Source organism: Conexibacter arvalis (assembly GCF_014199525.1).
GTDB classification, from domain to species: Bacteria; Actinomycetota; Thermoleophilia; order Solirubrobacterales; family Solirubrobacteraceae; genus Conexibacter; species Conexibacter arvalis.
This window is the reverse complement of sequence record NZ_JACHNU010000001.1, coordinates 713567-730105: the sequence shown is the minus strand read 5'-3', so window position 1 is coordinate 730105 and position 16539 is coordinate 713567. Positions and strand designations below refer to the sequence as shown.

Genomic DNA, 16539 nt, shown 5'->3' with positions numbered 1-16539 from the left:
ACGGGGCTCGTCGTTCCACGCGCGCGGGGAGCGGCGCGTGACGGTCGAGATCCGACGTGTCGCCGACGAGGCGGAGATGGCGGCCGCGCTCGAGCTCCGCCACCGCGTCTTCTGCGTCGAGCAGGGCGTCCCCAAGCGCGAGGAGGTCGACGGCCGCGACGGCGACGCCGTCCACCTCGTCGCGGTCGAGGCGGGGCGCGTGATCGGCACCTGCCGCCTGCTGTTCGTCGAGCGCACGGTCCAGTTCAGCCGGCTTGCGGTCGACCCCGGCGCGCGCCGCCGCGGGATCGCGACGCGACTGCTGCAGGCAGCCGACGCGGAGGCGATCGGCGCCGGGGCGCGGCGGATCGTCCTGCACGCCCAGACCTACGCGCGCGACCTCTACCTCGCCGACGGCTACGAGCCGCGCGGCCACGTCTTCGTCGAGGCCGAGATCGAGCACATCGCGATGGAGAAGCGCCTTGCCTGAGATCCGCGTCGACCCGCTCACCGGGCTGCGCACGGTCGTCGCCGCCGAGCGGGCCGACCGCCCCAACGCCGGCCTCAGCGCGACCGCCGGCCCGCCGCTGGACCCGGCCGGCGACCCGTTCGCCGAGGGCCACGAGGCGCAGACGCCGCCCGAGCTGTACGCGGTCCGCCCCGACGGCAGCGCCCCCGACACGCCCGGCTGGACGGTGCGCGTCGTGCCGAACCTCTACCCGGCGCTGGCGCCCGAGGGCGACGATCCCGAGCCGGAGTCCCATCGCGACCTCTTCACCTCCGCGCCGGCGATCGGCGCCCACGAGGTGATCGTCAACGCGCCGCAGTCGGCGACGGCGCTCGCCGACCTCCCGGTCGAGCAGGTCGAGGTCGCGATGGAGGCGTGGCGCGAGCGGATGCGCCACCACGCCGCGAGCGCCTCCTGCCTCCACCTGATCGTCAACGAGCGGCGCGAGGCCGGCGCCTCGCTGCCGCACACGCACGCGCAGCTGTACGCGCTCGACTTCGTGCCGGCGGCGATCGCGCGCGAGCGCGAGCGGTTCGCCGCCTACGCGGTGCGGACGATGGGCGGCAACCTGCTCGCCGACCTGCTGCAGGAGGAGGTCCGCCGCCGCGAGCGGATCGTCGCGATCGACGACGAGGCGGTCGCGATGGCGCCGTACGGCAGCCGGCTCCCGTACCAGCTGATGATCGTGCCGCGCCGGACGCGCGCCCGCTTCGAGGAGGACGGCCCGCTCGGCGCCCGCCTGCTGCACGACGTGCTCGGCCGGCTGGCGCGCCGCCTCGGCGCCAACCCGCCGCTCAACCTGTGGGTCCGGACCGCCCCGAGCGGCGCCGACCACTTCTGCTGGCGGATCGACGTGCTGCCGCGGCTGACCCACCTCGCCGGGCTGGAGCTGGGCAGCGGCGTCCACCTCAACATCGTCGCGCCGGAGCAGGCGGCGGCCGAGCTGCGCGAGGCGTAGGCGGCGGTGCGGGCGCTGGTCCAGCGCGTCTCGCGCGCGAGCGTGCGGGTCGACGGCGAGACGGTCGGCGCGATCGGCCCCGGCCTGCTGGTGCTGCTCGGCGTCACCCACGGCGACGGGGAGCGGGAGGCGGCGCGGATCGCCGAGAAGGTCCGCGCGCTGCGCCTCTTCCCGGACGCCGACGGGCGGATGAACGAGCCGCTCGGCGCGCGCGAGGTGCTGTGCGTCAGCCAGTTCACGCTCTACGGCGACACGCGCAAGGGAACGCGCCCCAGCTACGTCGCCGCGGCGCCGCCGGAGCTGGCGCGGCCGCTGTACGAGCGCGTCTGCGAGCTGCTCGGTGCGCAGCGGGGCGTCTTCGGCGCCCAGATGGAGGTCGAGCTGGTGAACGACGGGCCGGTGACGCTGTCGCTCGAGGTCGCGCCGCCCGCGCCGCCGCCGGGCAGCGGCCCACAGTAGGCTGCCCGCCATGCCGCCGACCGATCGCTACGTCATCCGCTTCGCGGCCGAGCCGCCGCAGGAGACGCTCCCGTACGGCCGCTGGGCCGAGACGCTCCGCAGCTGGTTCCTCGCCGCCGTCAACGAGATCGACCCGGGCGACGAGGAGCTGGGAGAGCCGGGCGAGGTCGTCTGGTTCCCCGACCGCGGCTGGAACGGCCGCACCTACGTGCCGGCGACGGCTCGCACCTCGACCGGTCTGGAGCTGTACGGCTACGTCTCCTTCGCCGAGGGCGAGAACGGCGCGCCCGACGACTTCGCCGCCCACGCCGACTTCACCTCCGACACCGCCGACGAGAACCCCGACTGGCAGATCGACGTCAACGAGGAGATCGTCGGCCGGTGGCGCGGCGAGCACGGCAGAACGGCCGACATGACGCTGGTCTGGGGCATCCCGCTCGTCAAGAACGGCGCCGTCGTGACCGCCGAGCTGGCCGACCTCGCCGTCGACCAGTGCACGCTCGTCGACTACCGCTTCACGCTGATCGCGCCCGACGACTACCGCGGCGACTTCCTCGACGTGAAGCTGTTCTCGGCCGGCGGCGAGGAGCTCGCCCGCGAGAGCCTCTACGTCGAGGACGACGACGACGAGGAGGACGAGGAGGAGTAGCCGCCGCGTCCGGCGCGCTCAGGCGTAGCGGACGCGCGGGTCGAGGAAGGCGTAGACGACGTCGACGACGAGGTTGGCGAGCACGACGAACAGCGCCGCCAGCAGCACCGTCCCCTGGATCACGGGGAAGTCGGCGTAGACGATCGCGTCGAGGCCGAGCCGCCCGATGCCGGGGATGTTGAAGACGGCCTCGGTCAGCAGCGCGCCGCCGAGCAGGACGCCGAGGTCGACGCCGAGCAGCGTCACGACCGGCGTGATCGCGACGCGCACGCCGTGGCGCACGACGACCCGCGACTCGGAGATCCCCTTCGCGCGCGCGGTGCGGACGAAGTCCTGCGACATCGTCTCGGTCAGGCTCGTGCGCAGCAGCCGCGCGTAGATGCCGGCGAAGGCGCCGGCCAGCACCAGCCACGGCAGCAGCAGCGAGCCGAACCACGCGCCGGGGTCGTCGGTCAGCGGCACGTAGGAGTTGGCGCCGGGCAGCAGCGGGAACCGCCCGATGTCGTCGGCGAACAGGTAGAGCGCGAGCAGGCCGACCCAGTAGACCGGCGCCGAGATCGCGATCAGCGCGCCGCCCATGAAGACGCGGTCGAGCCAGCTGCGGCGCCGCAGCGCCGAGAGGATCCCGATCGGCGTCGCGATCGCCAGCCACACCACCGCCGCGCCGAGCGCCAGCGCGATCGTCGCCGGCAGGCGGTCCCACAGCAGCGTCGAGACCGGCGCGCTGCTGTAGTAGCTGTAGCCGAGGTCGAAGTGGAGGACGACGCCCTTCACGTAGGTCCAGAACTGGACCCAGACCGGCTCGTCGAGCCGCAGCTGCTCGCGCACGCGCGCGAGCGTCTCGGGCGAGGCGTCTCTGCCGGCGCGCAGCGCCGCCGGGTCGCCCGACGGCAGCAGGAAGAAGAGGACGAAGGTGAGCGCGCAGACGAGCAGCAGCAGCGCCGCCCCCCACAGGAGGCGGCGCGCGACGTAGCGCATCATCGCCGGCGCGCCCCCGCCGCGGGGCCGCACCGGCGCGGGCGCGGCGCTATCTCAGCGAGCTGAACGCGAGGTCGCAGTGCCCCTGGTTCCAGACCTGGTGCGCGCAGTGGACGTCCTTTGAGGAGAGGACCGGCTGCTTGTCCCACAGCCACGGGATCGCGGCACCGGTCTCGGTGATCATGCGATCGATCTTCGCCCACGCCTCGGCGCGTTCCTGCTTGTCGACGAGCAACTCCGCTCTCGCCATCGCGGCGTTGATCGCCGGGTCGTCGAGCTGCGGGATGTTCGTGTTGTTCTGCGCGGCGATCGCGTCGCCGCTGAAGGCGGCGTAGAGCACCGTCTGCGGGTCGTCGAAGTCGCGTTGCCAGCCAAGGTTGGGGCAGACCTCCACCTTGGCTCTCGGCACGGTGCAGAATCTGCCGTACATCGTGCCGGAGTCGACCAGCCGCAGCTTCGTTCTGAAGCCGAGCGATCTGAGCGTCTCGTCGAAGATCTGCGCGTTCTTGTCCGACGGGTCGCCGGAGTCGCCGACGACGTCGACCGTCTCGCTGCCGGTGTATCTCCCGTCCGGGTAGCCGGCGGCGGCCAGGTACCTTCTCGCGAGCTCCATGTCGCCGTCCGGGTTGGCGAGGAAGTCGACGCCCGGGCCCTCCATGCCGCCGGCCTCCTCGAAGCCCGAGACGCCGGGGTAGAGGAAGTGGGTCGCGGGGTCGCCGAGCACCTCGCCGCCGCGCACGAGCCGCATCTGGTTGCGGTCGAGCGCCGCCGCGACCGCCTTGCGCAGGTTCGGGTCGTCGAACGGCGGGATCTGCGTGTTGAGCGCCGCGAAGCGCGAGCCGGCGCCGGGGCTGAAGAAGATCTGGTCGGGGTGCTGCTCGACCGCCCGCTTGATCAGCGCGGCGGTCGGCGTGTCGCCGAGCGACATCCCGCTGCCCTCGAGCACCTGCCGGCCGGCGACGTTCGGGTCGTTGCCGACCGACCACTCGATCCCGTCGAGGTGGGCGGGGCGGTCGTCGGTCGCCGGGTCCCAGCTGGGGTTGCGCTCGAGCACGTATCTGCGGCCGGGGACGATGCCGGCGCCGAGGACTCTGCCGCTCGCGTCGGCCTTGAAGCGGTAGGGGCCGGTCGCCACCTGATGGTTGACGTACTGGCTGGTCTCGCCCTCGCCGACGCGGTCGAATCTGCGCGCGTACTCCGCCGGCACCGGCGCCGACAGCGGCAGCACCAGCGCCTCCGCCAGCAGCCCGCCGGTCGGCCGGCGCAGCCTGAAGACGAGCGTCCGGTCGTCGGGCGCGGTGATGCCGGCGATCGGGCCGCCGGTCGCTCTGTCGGCGCCGATCACGGCGCCGTAGTAGAGGCCGGCGTAGCCGTTGCCGACCGCGGGGCTGAAGCCGCGCTCGATCGCGTACTTGACGTCTCTGGCGACGACCTCTCGATTCACCGGCGGGCTGTATCTGACGCCGTCGCGAATTCTCACCGTGACGGTTCTGCCGTCGTCGGAGACCTCCGGCGCGGCGGCCGCCAGGTCGGGGACCGCTCTGGTCGGATCGTCGGGCAGGTAGCGGTAGAGCGGCCGGTTGGTCGCGGTCAGCACGTTGAACGCGCCGGCGGAGTAGGTCGCGCCGGCGTCGAGCGGCGCGGCGAGGTCCTCCTCGGTGACGATTCTCAGCACGCCCCCGCTTCTGCCGCCGGCGCCGTCCCCGGCGCCGGGCGTCGTCGCCGCGGCGGTCCCGTCCGCCCCGCCGTCGTCGTCGCCGCCGCACGCGGCCAGGAGGAGCGGGAGCGTGAGGCACAGGAGGCCCGCCAGGAGAATCCGCGCGAGGAGCCGGGGCATCGCCGGTCCTTTCATCGTCAGGGAGGAGATCGTCTTCACCGTCTTGTCGTTGGGTCGAGTGCGTCCTGCACGCCGTCACCGAGGACGTTGAACGCCATCACGGTGACGAGCAGCGCCAGGCCGGGGAACAGCATGTACCACCATTGCGTGTCGAAGTTCGGTGCGGCGTCCGCGATCATCGAGCCCCAGCTCGGCGTCGACGGTGACACTCCCACACCCAGGAAGGACAACGCCGCTTCCAACAAGATCGTCTGCGGGATCATCACACTTGAGTAGACGATCACCGTCGGGAGCAGGTTGGGCAGGATCTCACCGATCAGGATCCGTCGATCGGAGGCGCCGGAAGCCCGCGCGGCATCGACGAACTCGCGCTCTCGCAATGCGAGCACCTGCCCGCGCACGACGCGCGCCACGACGGTCCAGCCGACAGCCACGACGACGAGCAGCACCGTCCGCAGGCCCGGCTGGATCAGTCCGCCGGCGCAGCCCTCGCCGAACGTGCACGCCGAGGCGATGCCGAGCCCGAGCAGCAGCACCGGGAACGACAGCATCACGTCGACCAACCCCTGCAGCAGCGTGTCGAGCCAGCCGCGGTACCAGCCGGCGACGAGGCCGAGCGCGACGCCGAGCACGACGGCGAGCGCCGTCCCGACGATGCCGATCAGCAGCGAGACGCGGGCGCCGTAGATGGTGCGCGAGAGGACGTCGCGGCCGAAGTCGTCGACGCCGAAGGGATGGGCGGCGCTCGGCCCCGCCGGCGTGCCGAAGGCGTCGAGCGCGTCGGGGTCGCGCGCGTCGGGTCCGGGGAGGCCGAGGACGCTCACCAGCAGCGGCGCGAGCAGCGCCGCGAGCACGAGCAGCGCGACGACGGCCAGCGCGACCATCGCGGCGCGGTCGCGGCGCAGCCGCGCCCAGAACAGCTGCGCGGGGGTGCGCGCGCTGCCGCCGCCTTCGAGGCCGGCGCCCCCGGGCGGAGCGCCCAGCAGGTCCGGCACGCCGACGCTCACGGGCCGGCTCCGGCCGCCCGTTTCGCGTCGCAGTGCGCTGCCGTTCTCATCGTCGCATCCCGAACTGACCGACCTCGCTCACTGTTCGAGTGCGAAGGCGCGACTCCTGTTCGGATCGAGACATAGCACAGGCTCGCGGCGTATACATGAACCATTACGCTGTGCCTCGCGCCCCGATAGCTCAGCTGGATAGAGCGGCTCCCTCCTAAGGAGCAGGCCCCTGGTTCGAATCCAGGTCGGGGCATCCGTCGTCGGTTGCCCCGCTCGCGCCCCTCGCTCCGCCCTCCGTGGCGTCGCTCACGCTGCCGCGCCGCGGTCGCGGGCATGCTGTTCACCGTGAACAGCATCGCCCGCGACCGCCTGCGGCTGCGCAGCCGCCTCGACGACGTCCGCCGCGCCGGACTCGCGATCGTGCAGGCGGCGCTCGCGGCCGGCGGCGCATGGCTGATCGCGACCGGCCTCTTCGGCCACGCGCGGCCGTTCTTCGCGCCGATCGCGGCGATCATCTGCCTCGGCGCGACCTACGTCGAGCGCGGCAGGCGGACGATCGAGCTGATCGTCGGCGTCTCGCTCGGGATCGCGATCGGCGACCTGCTGATCGCCGGCATCGGCGTCGGCACCTGGCAGCTGATGCTGGTGATCGCGCTGGCGATGGGCGCGGCCGTATTCCTCGGCGGCGGCCCGCTGCTGATCACCCAGGCCGGCGTCTCCGCGATCCTCGTCGTCACGCTCCAGCCGCCGACGGAAGGCATTTACTGGGGCCGGGTGATCGACGCCTTCACCGGCGGCCTCGTCGGGCTCGCCGTCTCGATCGCGCTGCCGGTCGACCCGCTCGCGCTCGCGCGGCGGACGGTCCGGCCGCTGCTGAGCGAGCTGGCGGCGACGCTCGACGCCGTCGCGCAGGCGCTCGCCGACGGCGACGCGGCGGCCGGCGAGCGGGCGCTGGCGCGGGCGCGCGGCCTCGACGCGAAGGCCGGCGCCTTCCACAGCGCGGTGCTGGCGGCCGGCGAGACCGCGCGGCTCGCACCGCCGCGGTGGCGGACGCGCGAGCGGGTCGCGCAGTACGCCGAGGCCGACCCGCAGCTCGACCACGCCGTCCGCAACACCCGCGTGCTGGCCCGCGGCGCGCTGCGGGCGCTGCAGCTCGCCGACCACGTGCCGCCGGAGATCCCGCTCGCGCTGCGCGAGCTGGCGGCCGCGGTGCGCGGCTTCGACGGCGCCCTCGCGGGAGACGCCGGCGTCGAGGGGCCGCGCGCGGACGCGCTGCGGGCGGCGGCGCGCGCGACGCTCGTGCTCGAGCGGACCGGCAACCTCTCGGTCAGCGTGCTCGTCGGCCAGGTGCGCTCGACCGCCGTCGACCTGCTGCGCGCGCTCGGCCTCGACGGCGACGAGGCGCGCAGGGCGGTCCGCCTGGCCGCGCGGAGGGCCGCGACGGAGGAGCTGGAAGCGACCGCTCCGACGGGCGAGGGACCAGATCGCGCTGTTGCGCCGTGACCTCCCGCCCGGGGCATCTTCTACGCTTGACCGATGTCGAGGTCGGCCCGACGCGCAGTGCTGCTCACAGCCTGCGCGCTGACAGCCGCCGCGCTGACCGTCGCCGTCTTCGGCGACCGCGGCGGCAGTGACGCCAAGACGATCATCGCGACGACCGGCACCGTCGCGCCCGTGCCCGTCGCGCCGGCCGGTCCGCAGCCGCGCCTGCCCGACGGCTGGCGCCGGGTACGCGATCCCGAGGGCGGCTTCACCGTCGGGCTCCCGCCCGGGTGGACGGCCCGCCGCAGCGACGGCACGCTCGTGCTGCGCTCGCGCGACCGCACGCTCGCGATCGCCCTCGGCGCGGACAGGAGCGCGCCCGGGAGAGTCGTCGCGCCGGAGACCTACGCGCGCGAGGCGATCGCCTCGCTGCAGGGCTACAGACGGCTGCGCTCGACCGCGCCGCGCAGGCTCGAGGCCTCCCCGTACCCGGGCGCGGTCGCGACGGCGACCGGGACGTTCAGACAGACCGGCGTGAGACAGGCGATCACGCTGGTCGCGCTGCAGCGCCGCGGCGCCGCCACCTTCACGCTGCTCGCCTTCCGCAGCGCCCTGTCGCCGGACGCGCCGGCCCGCCGCGTCGTCGGCAGGGTCGTCGACTCGCTCCACTCCGAGCGGCCGAGCTGAGCCAGGCCGGGCCGCGGGCCCGGCGGGCGCCGGCCGCGCTCCCTTACCCCCGGTCGGGGCGCTGCGGGTAGACGTCGTCGATCGTGCAGAGCGCGACGTACGGCGCCTGCGCGGCCTCCTCGATCGCCGCGGCCCCGCCGGCGAGGCGGTCGCAGATCGAGACGACGCCGCAGACCTCGTGACCCTCGGCGCGGACGGCCTCGATCGCCCGGATCGTCGAGCCGCCGGTCGTGACGACGTCCTCGACGATCAGGCAGCGGTCGCCGGCCTGGAGCAGCGGCCCTTCGATCCGGCGGCTGAGCCCGTGGGCCTTCGTCTCCTTGCGCACGAAGAAGCCCTTCACGTCGGCGCCGCCGGCGAGCGCCGCGCAGGCGAGCGGATCGGCGCCCATCGTCATCCCGCCGACGGCGGTCGCGCCGAGCGCTCTCGCCTGCTCGGCGATCAGCACGCCGGCGGCGAAGAACGGCTCCGGCAGCAGGATCGCCCGCTTCACGTCGACGAGATACTGCGCGACCTTGCCGCTGGTGAGGACGACCTCGCCGATCACGAGCGCCTCCTCGCGCAGCGAGGCGATCAGGCGCGAGCGCGCCTCCTTGGCGGCGAACGGCGGCTGCACGAGACTCATCTGCGACCGCCGATCAGTAGTAGACGTCGATCCGGTCGCCGAGCCGCACCCAGTTGTAGATGCTGAGCGCGTCGGGGATCGGGACCCGCAGGCAGCCGTGGCTGGCCGGGTAGGTCGGGACCGACTTGTAGCCGTGGATCGCGTAGCCGCGGATGAAGTAGCTCGAGTGAACCATCTCTCTGTTGTTCACGCCGGGCTGCTTCCAGTAGAAGCGGTAGGTGCCGAGCACCGTCGGGGTCGCGGCGGTGCCGGAGCTGGTCGTGTACGCGCGGACGACTCTGCCGTTCTCGATCAGCGCGAGCACCTGCTTGCCGAGGTGGGCCTCGACGTGGCGGCCGTGCTGCGGGTAGCGGACCTTGAAGCCGCCCTGGCCGCGCAGCAGCTTGTCGACGACCGTCGCGTCGAGCGTCTGCAGGCGGGCCAACCCGAGCATCTTGCGATGGGCCTCGACGGCGCGGGCCGTGCCGCCGTCGTAGACGCCGCTGCGCGGGACGGCGAAGCCGAGCGCGGCGAGCTTCTGCTGGACGAGCTGGACGAACGGGCTGCGCGTGCCGAAGCCGGCCGTCGGCGCGACGACCGAGACGGCGGCCGCCTTCGACGCCAGCCGCTTCTGCGCCGGGGTCTCCTCGTGGACCGCGAAGACCTTGACGTCGCCGACTCTGCCGGCGGTGAACTTCGCGCGGAAGACCGCGGTCTTCTTCGTCTTCGTCGGCTTCGGCGCGACCGTCACCTGCTTGGCCAGCCTGTCGCCGAGCCAGACCCGCACTCTGACCTTCTGACCGGGCACGTACGGGACGACCCGCCCTCTCACGCGCACGACTCTGCCGGGGATCGTCAGCGTCTTGCCGCCGACGCGGTAGACCCCGCTGACGAACGACGCGCCGATCCGACCGCCGGCCTGTCGCACCGCTCTTCTCGGCGCGGGCGCCGGCGTCTCCGCGCCCTCGGCCGGCGCGCCCTCCGGCGCCTGCTGCTGCGCGCTCGGCGTCGCCGCGGCCGCGGCGATCGGGTCGGCGGTAGCGGGCGCCTCGTCGGCGAGCGCGACGGCGGGAGCTGCGGCCAGCGCGAGCGCGGCGGCGAAGGCGGAGAGTGCTGTACGACCGGTCATGGGGGGCGAGATCCTAGTGCAGCCGCATGTCGTCAGGTCGCCGCGCGCCGTCGCCCCTGCGCGCCGAGGTCGAGCAGCGGACGGCACAGCAGCAGCGAGACGGCGACGGCGCCGACGACCAGCAGGATCACCTGCCAGGCGTCCCAGTCGGCCGCCGTCACGCCGAACGCGATCGCGTTGTTGAAGGCATGCAGGCCGATGCACGGCAGCAGCGAGCCGGTCCTCCAGCGCAGCACGCAGAGCAGGAAGCCGAGCAGCATCAGCGGCGGCAGGTACTCGACGTCGGTGCCGCCGGCGTGGATCCCGCCGAAGACGACGCCGGTGATGATCGCCGCGATCCAGACGCCGCTCCAGTTGCGCAGCGCGCCGAAGAAGAAGCCGCGGAAGAGGAACTCCTCGGCGAGCGGCGCGATCACCGTCACCAGCACGCAGACGGCGACGAACGCGACCGTGCTGCGGTCGACGCCGAGCGAGTCGGGGAGCTGGTCGTTGCCCTCGACGTCGATCAGCGCGCCCCACAGGCCGCTCAGCAGGTAGAAGGAGAGCGCGACGAGCACCGACCAGCCGATCGCCGGCCCCCACGGGGTCCGCTGCAGGCCGAACTGCCGCGGGGTGACCGGGCCGACCGAGCGGGCGAAGAGGATCGCGACCCCGACGAAGGCGGCGTCCTGGAACAGCGTCGCGACGATGTTGGCCGCCGGCGACGGGTCGCTGGCGTCCATGCCGAAGATGCTGCCGACGGCGAGGATCACCGCCTGCCCAAGGAAGGCGACGACGAAGGCACCGAACAGCGCCAGCGGCGCCATCCAGCCGCGCCACGCCGTCTCCGGCTCGCCCGGCGGCTGCTCGGCGTCCGCGACGACGAACCGCGGGCGCCCGTCACCGTCCGAGCCGCCGGGCGGCGAGGGCTGCGCCGGCGGGCCGGGAGGCGGGCCGGGCGTCGGCCCGGGCGTCGGCGAGACGGGCGGCGTGAAGCGGGGCGCGCCCGACGGCCGCTCGGGCAGCTCGGGCTCCTGGCCGGACCGTGGGGGCGGGACGCTGCTCACGCCAGACAGGTTACGCGGCGCCGATCCCCGGCAGCTCGCGCAGCGAGCCGATCGCGGCGACCCCGGGCGGCGCCGTCGCGCCGTCGCGCACGACCAGCCGCACGTCGACGCCGGCGGCGCGCGCACCCTCGACGTCGGCGGCGACGTCGTCGCCGACGTGCAGCGCCTCCGCCGCAGAGACGCCCGCGAGCGCGAGCCCGCGGGCGAAGATCGCGCCGTCGGGCTTGGCGCTGCCGAGCTCGGCCGAGGTGACGACGCCGTCGAGCAGCGGCGCCAAGCCGGTCTCCTCCAGCGCGTCGTGGAGCGAGACGTCCCAGTTGCTGACGACGACCAGCCGGATCCCGCGCGCCCGCGCCCGCTCCAGCACCTCCGGGACCTCGGGATAGGGGCGGAAGCGGATCGACGCCAGCAGCGCGTCGGTCAGCGGCTCGACCGGCAGCTCGGCGCCGGCCGGCGGCAGCGCCGCCCGCAGCGCGAGCGCAGAGTCGCGGCGCAGCGTCGTCAGCCGCACGCGGTCGGAGGCCTCGTCGTGGTGCGCGCGGTACCAGGCGATCTCGGCCTTGATCGCGGCGCCGGCCTCGGCCGCGGTCAGCTCCAGCCCGAAGCGCTCGCGCAGCTCGCGCCGCAGCGGCTCGACCGGCGGCTCGAGCTCCAGCAGCGTCCCGAGCGCGTCGAGCAGGTATGCCTTCGGAGCGTTCACGGCAGTGATCGTGCCACGCCGCGGAATTCCTGGCGCGCCCCCCGGAAGAACGAGCCGCCAGGCGAGTTCTTCCAATGGCATGAGCGGCTCCAAGGCCACCGGCCGCAGATGCCCCTCATGCCACAAAGCCCCAACGGGCGAACTGCGCCGTCAGCAGGCCGAGCAGGACGGCGCAGACGGCGACCGCCCGCTCGCCGCCGCCGTCGCCGCGGCGGCCGACCCATTGCGCCAGCCACATCTGCAGCGGGAAGAGCACGAGCACGAAGCGGGGCAGCGACATCAGCGGCTGGGCGTCGACCGGGTAGGAGAGCGTCAGCGCCAGCGCGACGAGCGCGTAGGCGCCGTAGGCGAGCGGCAGCCGCCGCAGCGCGCCGACCGCCGCGACGAGCGCGAAGACGAGGAAGCCGAACAGCATCAGGTTCTGCCCGGCGTTGACGAACGGGTCCCCGCCGGCCTCGCTGAAGTAGTTCGGCGTCATGCTGCCGTGGACGAGCTGCCGCAGCCCCAGCCAGGCGGCCCGCGCCCCCTCCCAGATCCCGCCGAGCGGCACCAGGTGGCGGCCCCACAGCTCCTGCGCGCGGAAGGGCGCGAACGGGTCGCCGAGCACGACGCCGATGTAGGCGAGGTAGCCGGCGAGCGCGCATGGGATCAGCAGCAGCCACAGCAGGTCCGGGCCGATCGCGTGGCGCGGGCGCCACCACGGCCGCGGCGAGGCCTGCGGCGGGTCCGCGCCGCGCGGCCCGTAGAGGTAGATCAGCAGCAGCGGGAGCAGCAGCACGGCGCCGCTGTTGCGCGTCAGCGCGGCGAGGCCGCCGGCGATCCCGGCCCACATCCAGCGGTCGTTGCGCGCCGCCAGCAGCGCCCCGACCGACAGCAGCAGGAAGAGCGACTCCGAGTAGATCCCGGAGAAGAAGAAGGCCGACGGGAAGAAGGCGACGAGCAGCACCGCGACGCGCCCGTCGCGCGGGCCGAGCTCGAGCTCGGCGAGCTTGCGCAGCAGTACGAGCGCGGCGAAGAAGGAGGCGAGCGAGACGACCAGCGCGCCGATCGCGGTCGACCCGACGACGAAGCCGACGAGCTTCGACAGCAGCGGATAGAGCGGGTAGAAGGCGGCCTTCGCGTGGTCGCCCGTGTCGCCGTAGCCGTTGTCGGCGATCGACAGGAACCAGACGGCGTCCCAGCGCGCAGCCGGCGCGAGCAGCAGGTCGACGAACGGCGAGAACGGCCTCGTCACCCCGGCCGGGTCGTACTGCTCGCTGCCGGGCGCCTGCCCGAGCCACAGGACGCCGAGGAGCCCGGCGGCCCAGACCGCCGCGCGGGAGGTCCAGAACGGGCGCCACGCTTCCAGCAGAGGGCCGCTACGCTCGCGTCTCATGTTCCTCGCCGATGTTGGCAGCACGCTCGTCGCGGCGACGGTCAGAACCTTCCTCGACGAGCACAGGGAGATCGGCGCCGCGCTGGCGATCGTCGTCTCCGTCGTCGTCGCGTGGATCGTCGACAGGGCGATCATGCACCGCGGCCAGCGCCTCGCCGAGGCGGTCATGCGCGACGACCTCACGGCCGCGGTCGACACGCGCATGCGCTTCCTGCGACGGCTCGTGACGCTCGTGATCCTCGTGCTCGGCGTGATGACGGCGATCGCGCAGTTCGACGGGCTCAACAGACTGGCGACGACCGTGCTGGCGTCGAGCGCCCTGCTCGCGGCCGTGCTCGGCTTCGCGGCCCGCCAGACGCTCGCCAACCTGGTCGCCGGCGTGATGCTGACGATCGCGCAGCCGCTGCGGATCGGCGACACCGTCACCGTCGAGGACGAGAGCGGGACGGTCGAGGACGTCCGCCTCAACTACACGGTCGTGCGCGGCGGCGACGGCCATCGCCTCTTCATCCCCAACGAGCGGCTCGCCTCCGGCGTGCTGCGCAACGACACGATCGTCGAGCCGCTCGTCGCGCTCGAGATCGAGCTGTGGCTGCCGCTCGAGGCCGACGCCGATCGCGCGATCGCGGCGCTGACGGGGCTCGACGGCGGCCCGGTCGTGCGGGTCGCCGCGATCGCCTCCGACGGCGTGCGCTACACGATCTCCCGCGGCACGGTGCCGCCGCGCGAGCGGGCCGCGCACGCCTCCGCGCTGCGCGCCGACGCCCTGCGCGCGCTGCGCGAGGCCGGTCTGCTCGCGCCGCTGGCCGCAACCTGACCGACGCGGGCAGGAGCGCGCCCCGGCAGGCCGAAAGGAGCTGCTGGCTATGCTGTTCCGATCGGCGCCGCCCGGACGCGGCGTCGCGCCAACCTCGCCCCCGTGAGCCGTCGAGAGCGACAGAAGCGCCGCAGGCGCAAGAACGGACGCCCGCTGCGGCGCGCCGTCGTCGTGGTCGTCACGTTGACGGTCGTCGCCGCGATCGCGGGCGGCGCCGCCTTCGCCAGCTGGGTGGTCAGCGTCGTCAACGACACGCCCGACATCGAGGCGCTGCGCGAGCAGCCGGCCGGCGCGGTCTCGACCGTCTACGCCTCCGACGGCACGCGCCTGGGCTTCATCGCCGGGGACATCCTCCGGACCCCGGTCAAGAGCAGGCAGATCCCGCTCGTGATGAAGCGCGCGACGGTCGCGATCGAGGACCGCCGCTTCTACTCGCACAGCGGCGTCGACTACGTCGGCGTCGTGCGCGCCGCCGTCAAGAACGTCACCGAGGACCGCGCCTCGCAGGGCGGCTCGACGCTGACGATGCAGCTGGTGCGCAACCTCTACATCCCGGAGAACAGATTCAAGAAGTCGTGGACGCGCAAGATCCGCGAGGCGAAGCTCGCCGACGAGCTGGAGAAGCAGCACACGAAGGACTGGATCCTCACCTCCTACCTCAACAACGTGCCGTTCGGCACGGTCGGCGGCCAGGAGGCGATCGGGGTGCAGGCGGCGGCGCGCGTCTTCTTCGACAAGCAGGCGTCGCAGCTGACGCTGTCGGAGGCGGCGCTGCTCGCCGGCCTGCCGCAGGCGCCGTCGAGCTACAACCCGTTCGACAACCCGAGAGATGCGAGACGCCGCCGCGGCGACGTGCTGCGGGCGATGGCCGACGCGAGATACATCACCGCCGCCGAGGCCGCCGAGGCGCAGCAGGCGCCGTTGGGCGTCAAGCAGAACGGCTACTACCGCCAGCGCAAGGAGCCGTTCGTCTTCGACTACGTCAGACAGCAGCTGATCAGACGCTACGGCCCCGAGGTCGTCCGCGCCGGCGGCCTGAAGGTCTACACGTCGATCGACCTCAAGAAGCAGGAGGCGGCGCGCGCGGCGATCGCGAGAATCCTCTACGACCCGGCCGACCCGCCGGCCGCGATCGTCACGACCGACGTCGCCAACGGCCGCATCCTCGCGATGGCCTCCTCGGCCAGATACGGCGACGACAGCGACGGCGGCACGAACTACAACTACGCCGCCTCCGCCAAGCGCCAGCCCGGCTCGACCTTCAAGACGATGGTCCTGATGGCCGCGCTGCGCAAGGGCATCGACCCCGACTCGACCTATTACGCCTCGAGACCGCTGCAGGCCGGGTGGTACTCCGGCGATCCGACGTACAGCGTCAAGACGTTCGGGAACAGCTACAGCGGCAACATGAGCCTCACCTCCGCGACGCTCTCCTCCGACAACACGGTGTACGCGCAGCTCGCCGTCGACGTCGGGCCCGACGCGGTGCGGCAGGCCGCCTACGACATGGGCGTCACGTCGAGACTCGACGGCTTCCTGGCGGAGGCCCTTGGCGGCCTCAGACACGGCGTCACCGTGCTGGAGATGGCCAACGCGTACGGGACGATCGCCAACGGCGGCGTGCGGATGAAGCCGACCGTGATCGTCAGAGTCAAGCACCCCGACGGCAGAGTCGACGAGATCGCCGACGCGATGTACAAGAAGCGCAAGCGGACCTTCTCCGCCGCCGAGGCGGCCGAGGCCCGCAAGGTGCTGGAGGCCAACATCACCAGCGGCACCGGCCGCAGCGCCTCGATCGGCTGCGCCGCCGGCGGCAAGACCGGCACCACCTCCGACATCAAGGACGCGTGGTTCGTCGGCTTCACGCCGAGACTGTCGACCGCCGTCTGGATGGGCTACAGAACCCCGCAGGAAATGGTCGTCCACGGGATGTCGGTCCAGGGCGGCACCTTCCCCGCGCCGATCTGGGGCGCCTACATGTCGACCGCCCGCGGCGACTACTGCGGCGCCGACTGGCCCGACGCGCCGGCGTTCCAGTCGCAGTCGTTCTTCGGCAGATACGCCACGACGGGCAGAGGCGACAGCGACGACGACTACTCCTCCGACGGCGACTCGAGCGACGGGGCCGGCTACGACGGCGCCAGCTACGACGGCGCCGCCGCCGACGGATCGACCGGCGGCGACGACGGCGCCTACGCCCGCCCGCCGCAGGGCGAGCCCGAGATACAGACGCCGGCCGGGGCCGGCGGCACGGGCGCCGAGGGCGGCGGCGCCGGCGCGCCGACCGGCTGAGCGACCCCTCCCCGCGCCCGCACGGGGCTGGTACCGTTAGC

General features: G+C 73.5%; 16 protein-coding genes and 1 tRNA gene. 9 read left to right on the top strand and 8 right to left on the bottom strand.

Features of this window, described 5'->3' with window-relative positions:
• The first annotated feature begins 37 nt into the window (after window positions 1–37).
• From BDZ31_RS03465 to BDZ31_RS03450, 4 genes are read left to right on the top strand one after another with little or no spacing between them, the layout of a single operon-like run.
• Window positions 38–469, top strand: a complete 432-nt coding sequence (locus BDZ31_RS03465; protein WP_183339008.1) for a GNAT family N-acetyltransferase — start codon at window positions 38–40, stop codon at window positions 467–469.
• Window positions 462–1445 (top strand): galactose-1-phosphate uridylyltransferase, encoded by a 984-nt coding sequence (locus BDZ31_RS03460; protein WP_183339006.1) that lies wholly within the window; start codon window positions 462–464, stop codon window positions 1443–1445. Before BDZ31_RS03465 ends, BDZ31_RS03460 begins: the two co-directional genes overlap by 8 nt.
• 6 nt (window positions 1446–1451) lie before the next feature.
• Complete coding sequence (gene dtd, locus BDZ31_RS03455) at window positions 1452–1904, top strand: D-aminoacyl-tRNA deacylase (RefSeq protein ID WP_183339004.1); 453 nt, start codon at window positions 1452–1454, stop codon at window positions 1902–1904.
• Window positions 1905–1914: 10 nt separating this feature from the next.
• Window positions 1915–2553, top strand: coding sequence for a hypothetical protein (locus tag BDZ31_RS03450; RefSeq protein WP_183339002.1), 639 nt, complete (start codon window positions 1915–1917; stop codon window positions 2551–2553).
• Between the two features lie 18 nt (window positions 2554–2571).
• On the opposite strand, the gene BDZ31_RS03445 is transcribed toward BDZ31_RS03450, so the two are convergent.
• The 3 genes from BDZ31_RS03445 to BDZ31_RS03435 are packed head-to-tail and all read right to left on the bottom strand — an operon-like array spanning window position 2572 to window position 6375.
• A complete protein-coding gene (locus tag BDZ31_RS03445; RefSeq protein WP_183339000.1) occupies window positions 2572–3534 on the bottom strand; it encodes an ABC transporter permease in 963 nt (320 codons plus the stop codon).
• A gap of 46 nt (window positions 3535–3580) precedes the next feature.
• On the bottom strand, window positions 3581–5368 hold the full coding sequence (locus tag BDZ31_RS03440) for an ABC transporter substrate-binding protein (RefSeq protein ID WP_183338998.1): 1788 nt from the start codon (window positions 5366–5368) through the stop codon (window positions 3581–3583).
• Window positions 5369–5403: 35 nt separating this feature from the next.
• Window positions 5404–6375, bottom strand: coding sequence for an ABC transporter permease subunit (locus BDZ31_RS03435; RefSeq protein WP_183338996.1), 972 nt, complete (start codon window positions 6373–6375; stop codon window positions 5404–5406).
• Between the two features lie 170 nt (window positions 6376–6545).
• Here BDZ31_RS03435 and BDZ31_RS03430 point away from each other — a divergent pair.
• The 3 genes from BDZ31_RS03430 to BDZ31_RS03420 all read left to right on the top strand — a co-directional run bounded on the left by BDZ31_RS03430 (window position 6546) and on the right by BDZ31_RS03420 (window position 8535).
• A tRNA-Arg gene (locus BDZ31_RS03430) sits at window positions 6546–6619 on the top strand.
• Between the two features lie 92 nt (window positions 6620–6711).
• A complete protein-coding gene (locus tag BDZ31_RS03425; RefSeq protein ID WP_221242797.1) occupies window positions 6712–7869 on the top strand; it encodes an FUSC family protein in 1158 nt (385 codons plus the stop codon).
• A gap of 33 nt (window positions 7870–7902) precedes the next feature.
• The gene (locus tag BDZ31_RS03420; protein ID WP_183338992.1) at window positions 7903–8535 is read left to right on the top strand and encodes a hypothetical protein; all 633 of its coding nucleotides are present in this window, start codon (window positions 7903–7905) and stop codon (window positions 8533–8535) included.
• A 43-nt stretch (window positions 8536–8578) separates the two neighbouring features.
• On the opposite strand, the gene BDZ31_RS03415 is transcribed toward BDZ31_RS03420, so the two are convergent.
• From BDZ31_RS03415 to BDZ31_RS03395, 5 genes are all read right to left on the bottom strand, one after another.
• Window positions 8579–9160, bottom strand: a complete 582-nt coding sequence (locus BDZ31_RS03415; protein ID WP_183338991.1) for an orotate phosphoribosyltransferase — start codon at window positions 9158–9160, stop codon at window positions 8579–8581.
• 13 nt (window positions 9161–9173) lie between these two features.
• Window positions 9174–10268 carry a L,D-transpeptidase family protein gene (locus tag BDZ31_RS03410; RefSeq protein WP_183338989.1) on the bottom strand — a complete coding sequence of 365 codons (1095 nt, stop codon included), beginning with the start codon at window positions 10266–10268 and terminating at the stop codon, window positions 9174–9176.
• A 32-nt stretch (window positions 10269–10300) separates the two neighbouring features.
• A complete protein-coding gene (locus BDZ31_RS03405) occupies window positions 10301–11314 on the bottom strand; it encodes a CPBP family glutamic-type intramembrane protease (protein ID WP_183338987.1) in 1014 nt (337 codons plus the stop codon).
• Window positions 11315–11324: 10 nt separating this feature from the next.
• Window positions 11325–12014: an HAD family hydrolase gene (locus BDZ31_RS03400; RefSeq protein ID WP_183338985.1), complete on the bottom strand. Its 690-nt coding sequence runs from the start codon at window positions 12012–12014 to the stop codon at window positions 11325–11327.
• Window positions 12015–12129: 115 nt separating this feature from the next.
• Window positions 12130–13389, bottom strand: a complete 1260-nt coding sequence (locus BDZ31_RS03395; RefSeq protein ID WP_183338983.1) for a mannosyltransferase family protein — start codon at window positions 13387–13389, stop codon at window positions 12130–12132.
• Between BDZ31_RS03395 and BDZ31_RS03390 the strand changes: the two genes are divergently transcribed.
• Window positions 13388–14206 (top strand): mechanosensitive ion channel family protein, encoded by an 819-nt coding sequence (locus tag BDZ31_RS03390; protein ID WP_183338981.1) that lies wholly within the window; start codon window positions 13388–13390, stop codon window positions 14204–14206. The genes BDZ31_RS03395 and BDZ31_RS03390 overlap by 2 nt on opposite strands.
• Window positions 14207–14308: 102 nt before the next feature.
• Window positions 14309–16498, top strand: a complete 2190-nt coding sequence (locus BDZ31_RS03385) for a transglycosylase domain-containing protein (protein WP_183338979.1) — start codon at window positions 14309–14311, stop codon at window positions 16496–16498.
• The last annotated feature ends 41 nt before the right edge of the window (window positions 16499–16539 follow it).

Coding starts and splice junctions, on each gene's coding strand:
- BDZ31_RS03450 (WP_183339002.1), top strand. CDS start 1,915: ATGCCGCCGACCGATCGCTACGTCATCCGCTTCGCGGCCGAGCCGCCG.
- BDZ31_RS03445 (WP_183339000.1), bottom strand. CDS start 3,534: ATGATGCGCTACGTCGCGCGCCGCCTCCTGTGGGGGGCGGCGCTGCTG.
- BDZ31_RS03440 (WP_183338998.1), bottom strand. CDS start 5,368: ATGCCCCGGCTCCTCGCGCGGATTCTCCTGGCGGGCCTCCTGTGCCTC.
- BDZ31_RS03420 (WP_183338992.1), top strand. CDS start 7,903: ATGTCGAGGTCGGCCCGACGCGCAGTGCTGCTCACAGCCTGCGCGCTG.
- BDZ31_RS03415 (WP_183338991.1), bottom strand. CDS start 9,160: ATGAGTCTCGTGCAGCCGCCGTTCGCCGCCAAGGAGGCGCGCTCGCGC.
- BDZ31_RS03410 (WP_183338989.1), bottom strand. CDS start 10,268: ATGACCGGTCGTACAGCACTCTCCGCCTTCGCCGCCGCGCTCGCGCTG.
- BDZ31_RS03390 (WP_183338981.1), top strand. CDS start 13,388: ATGTTCCTCGCCGATGTTGGCAGCACGCTCGTCGCGGCGACGGTCAGA.
- BDZ31_RS03395 (WP_183338983.1), bottom strand. CDS start 13,389: ATGAGACGCGAGCGTAGCGGCCCTCTGCTGGAAGCGTGGCGCCCGTTC.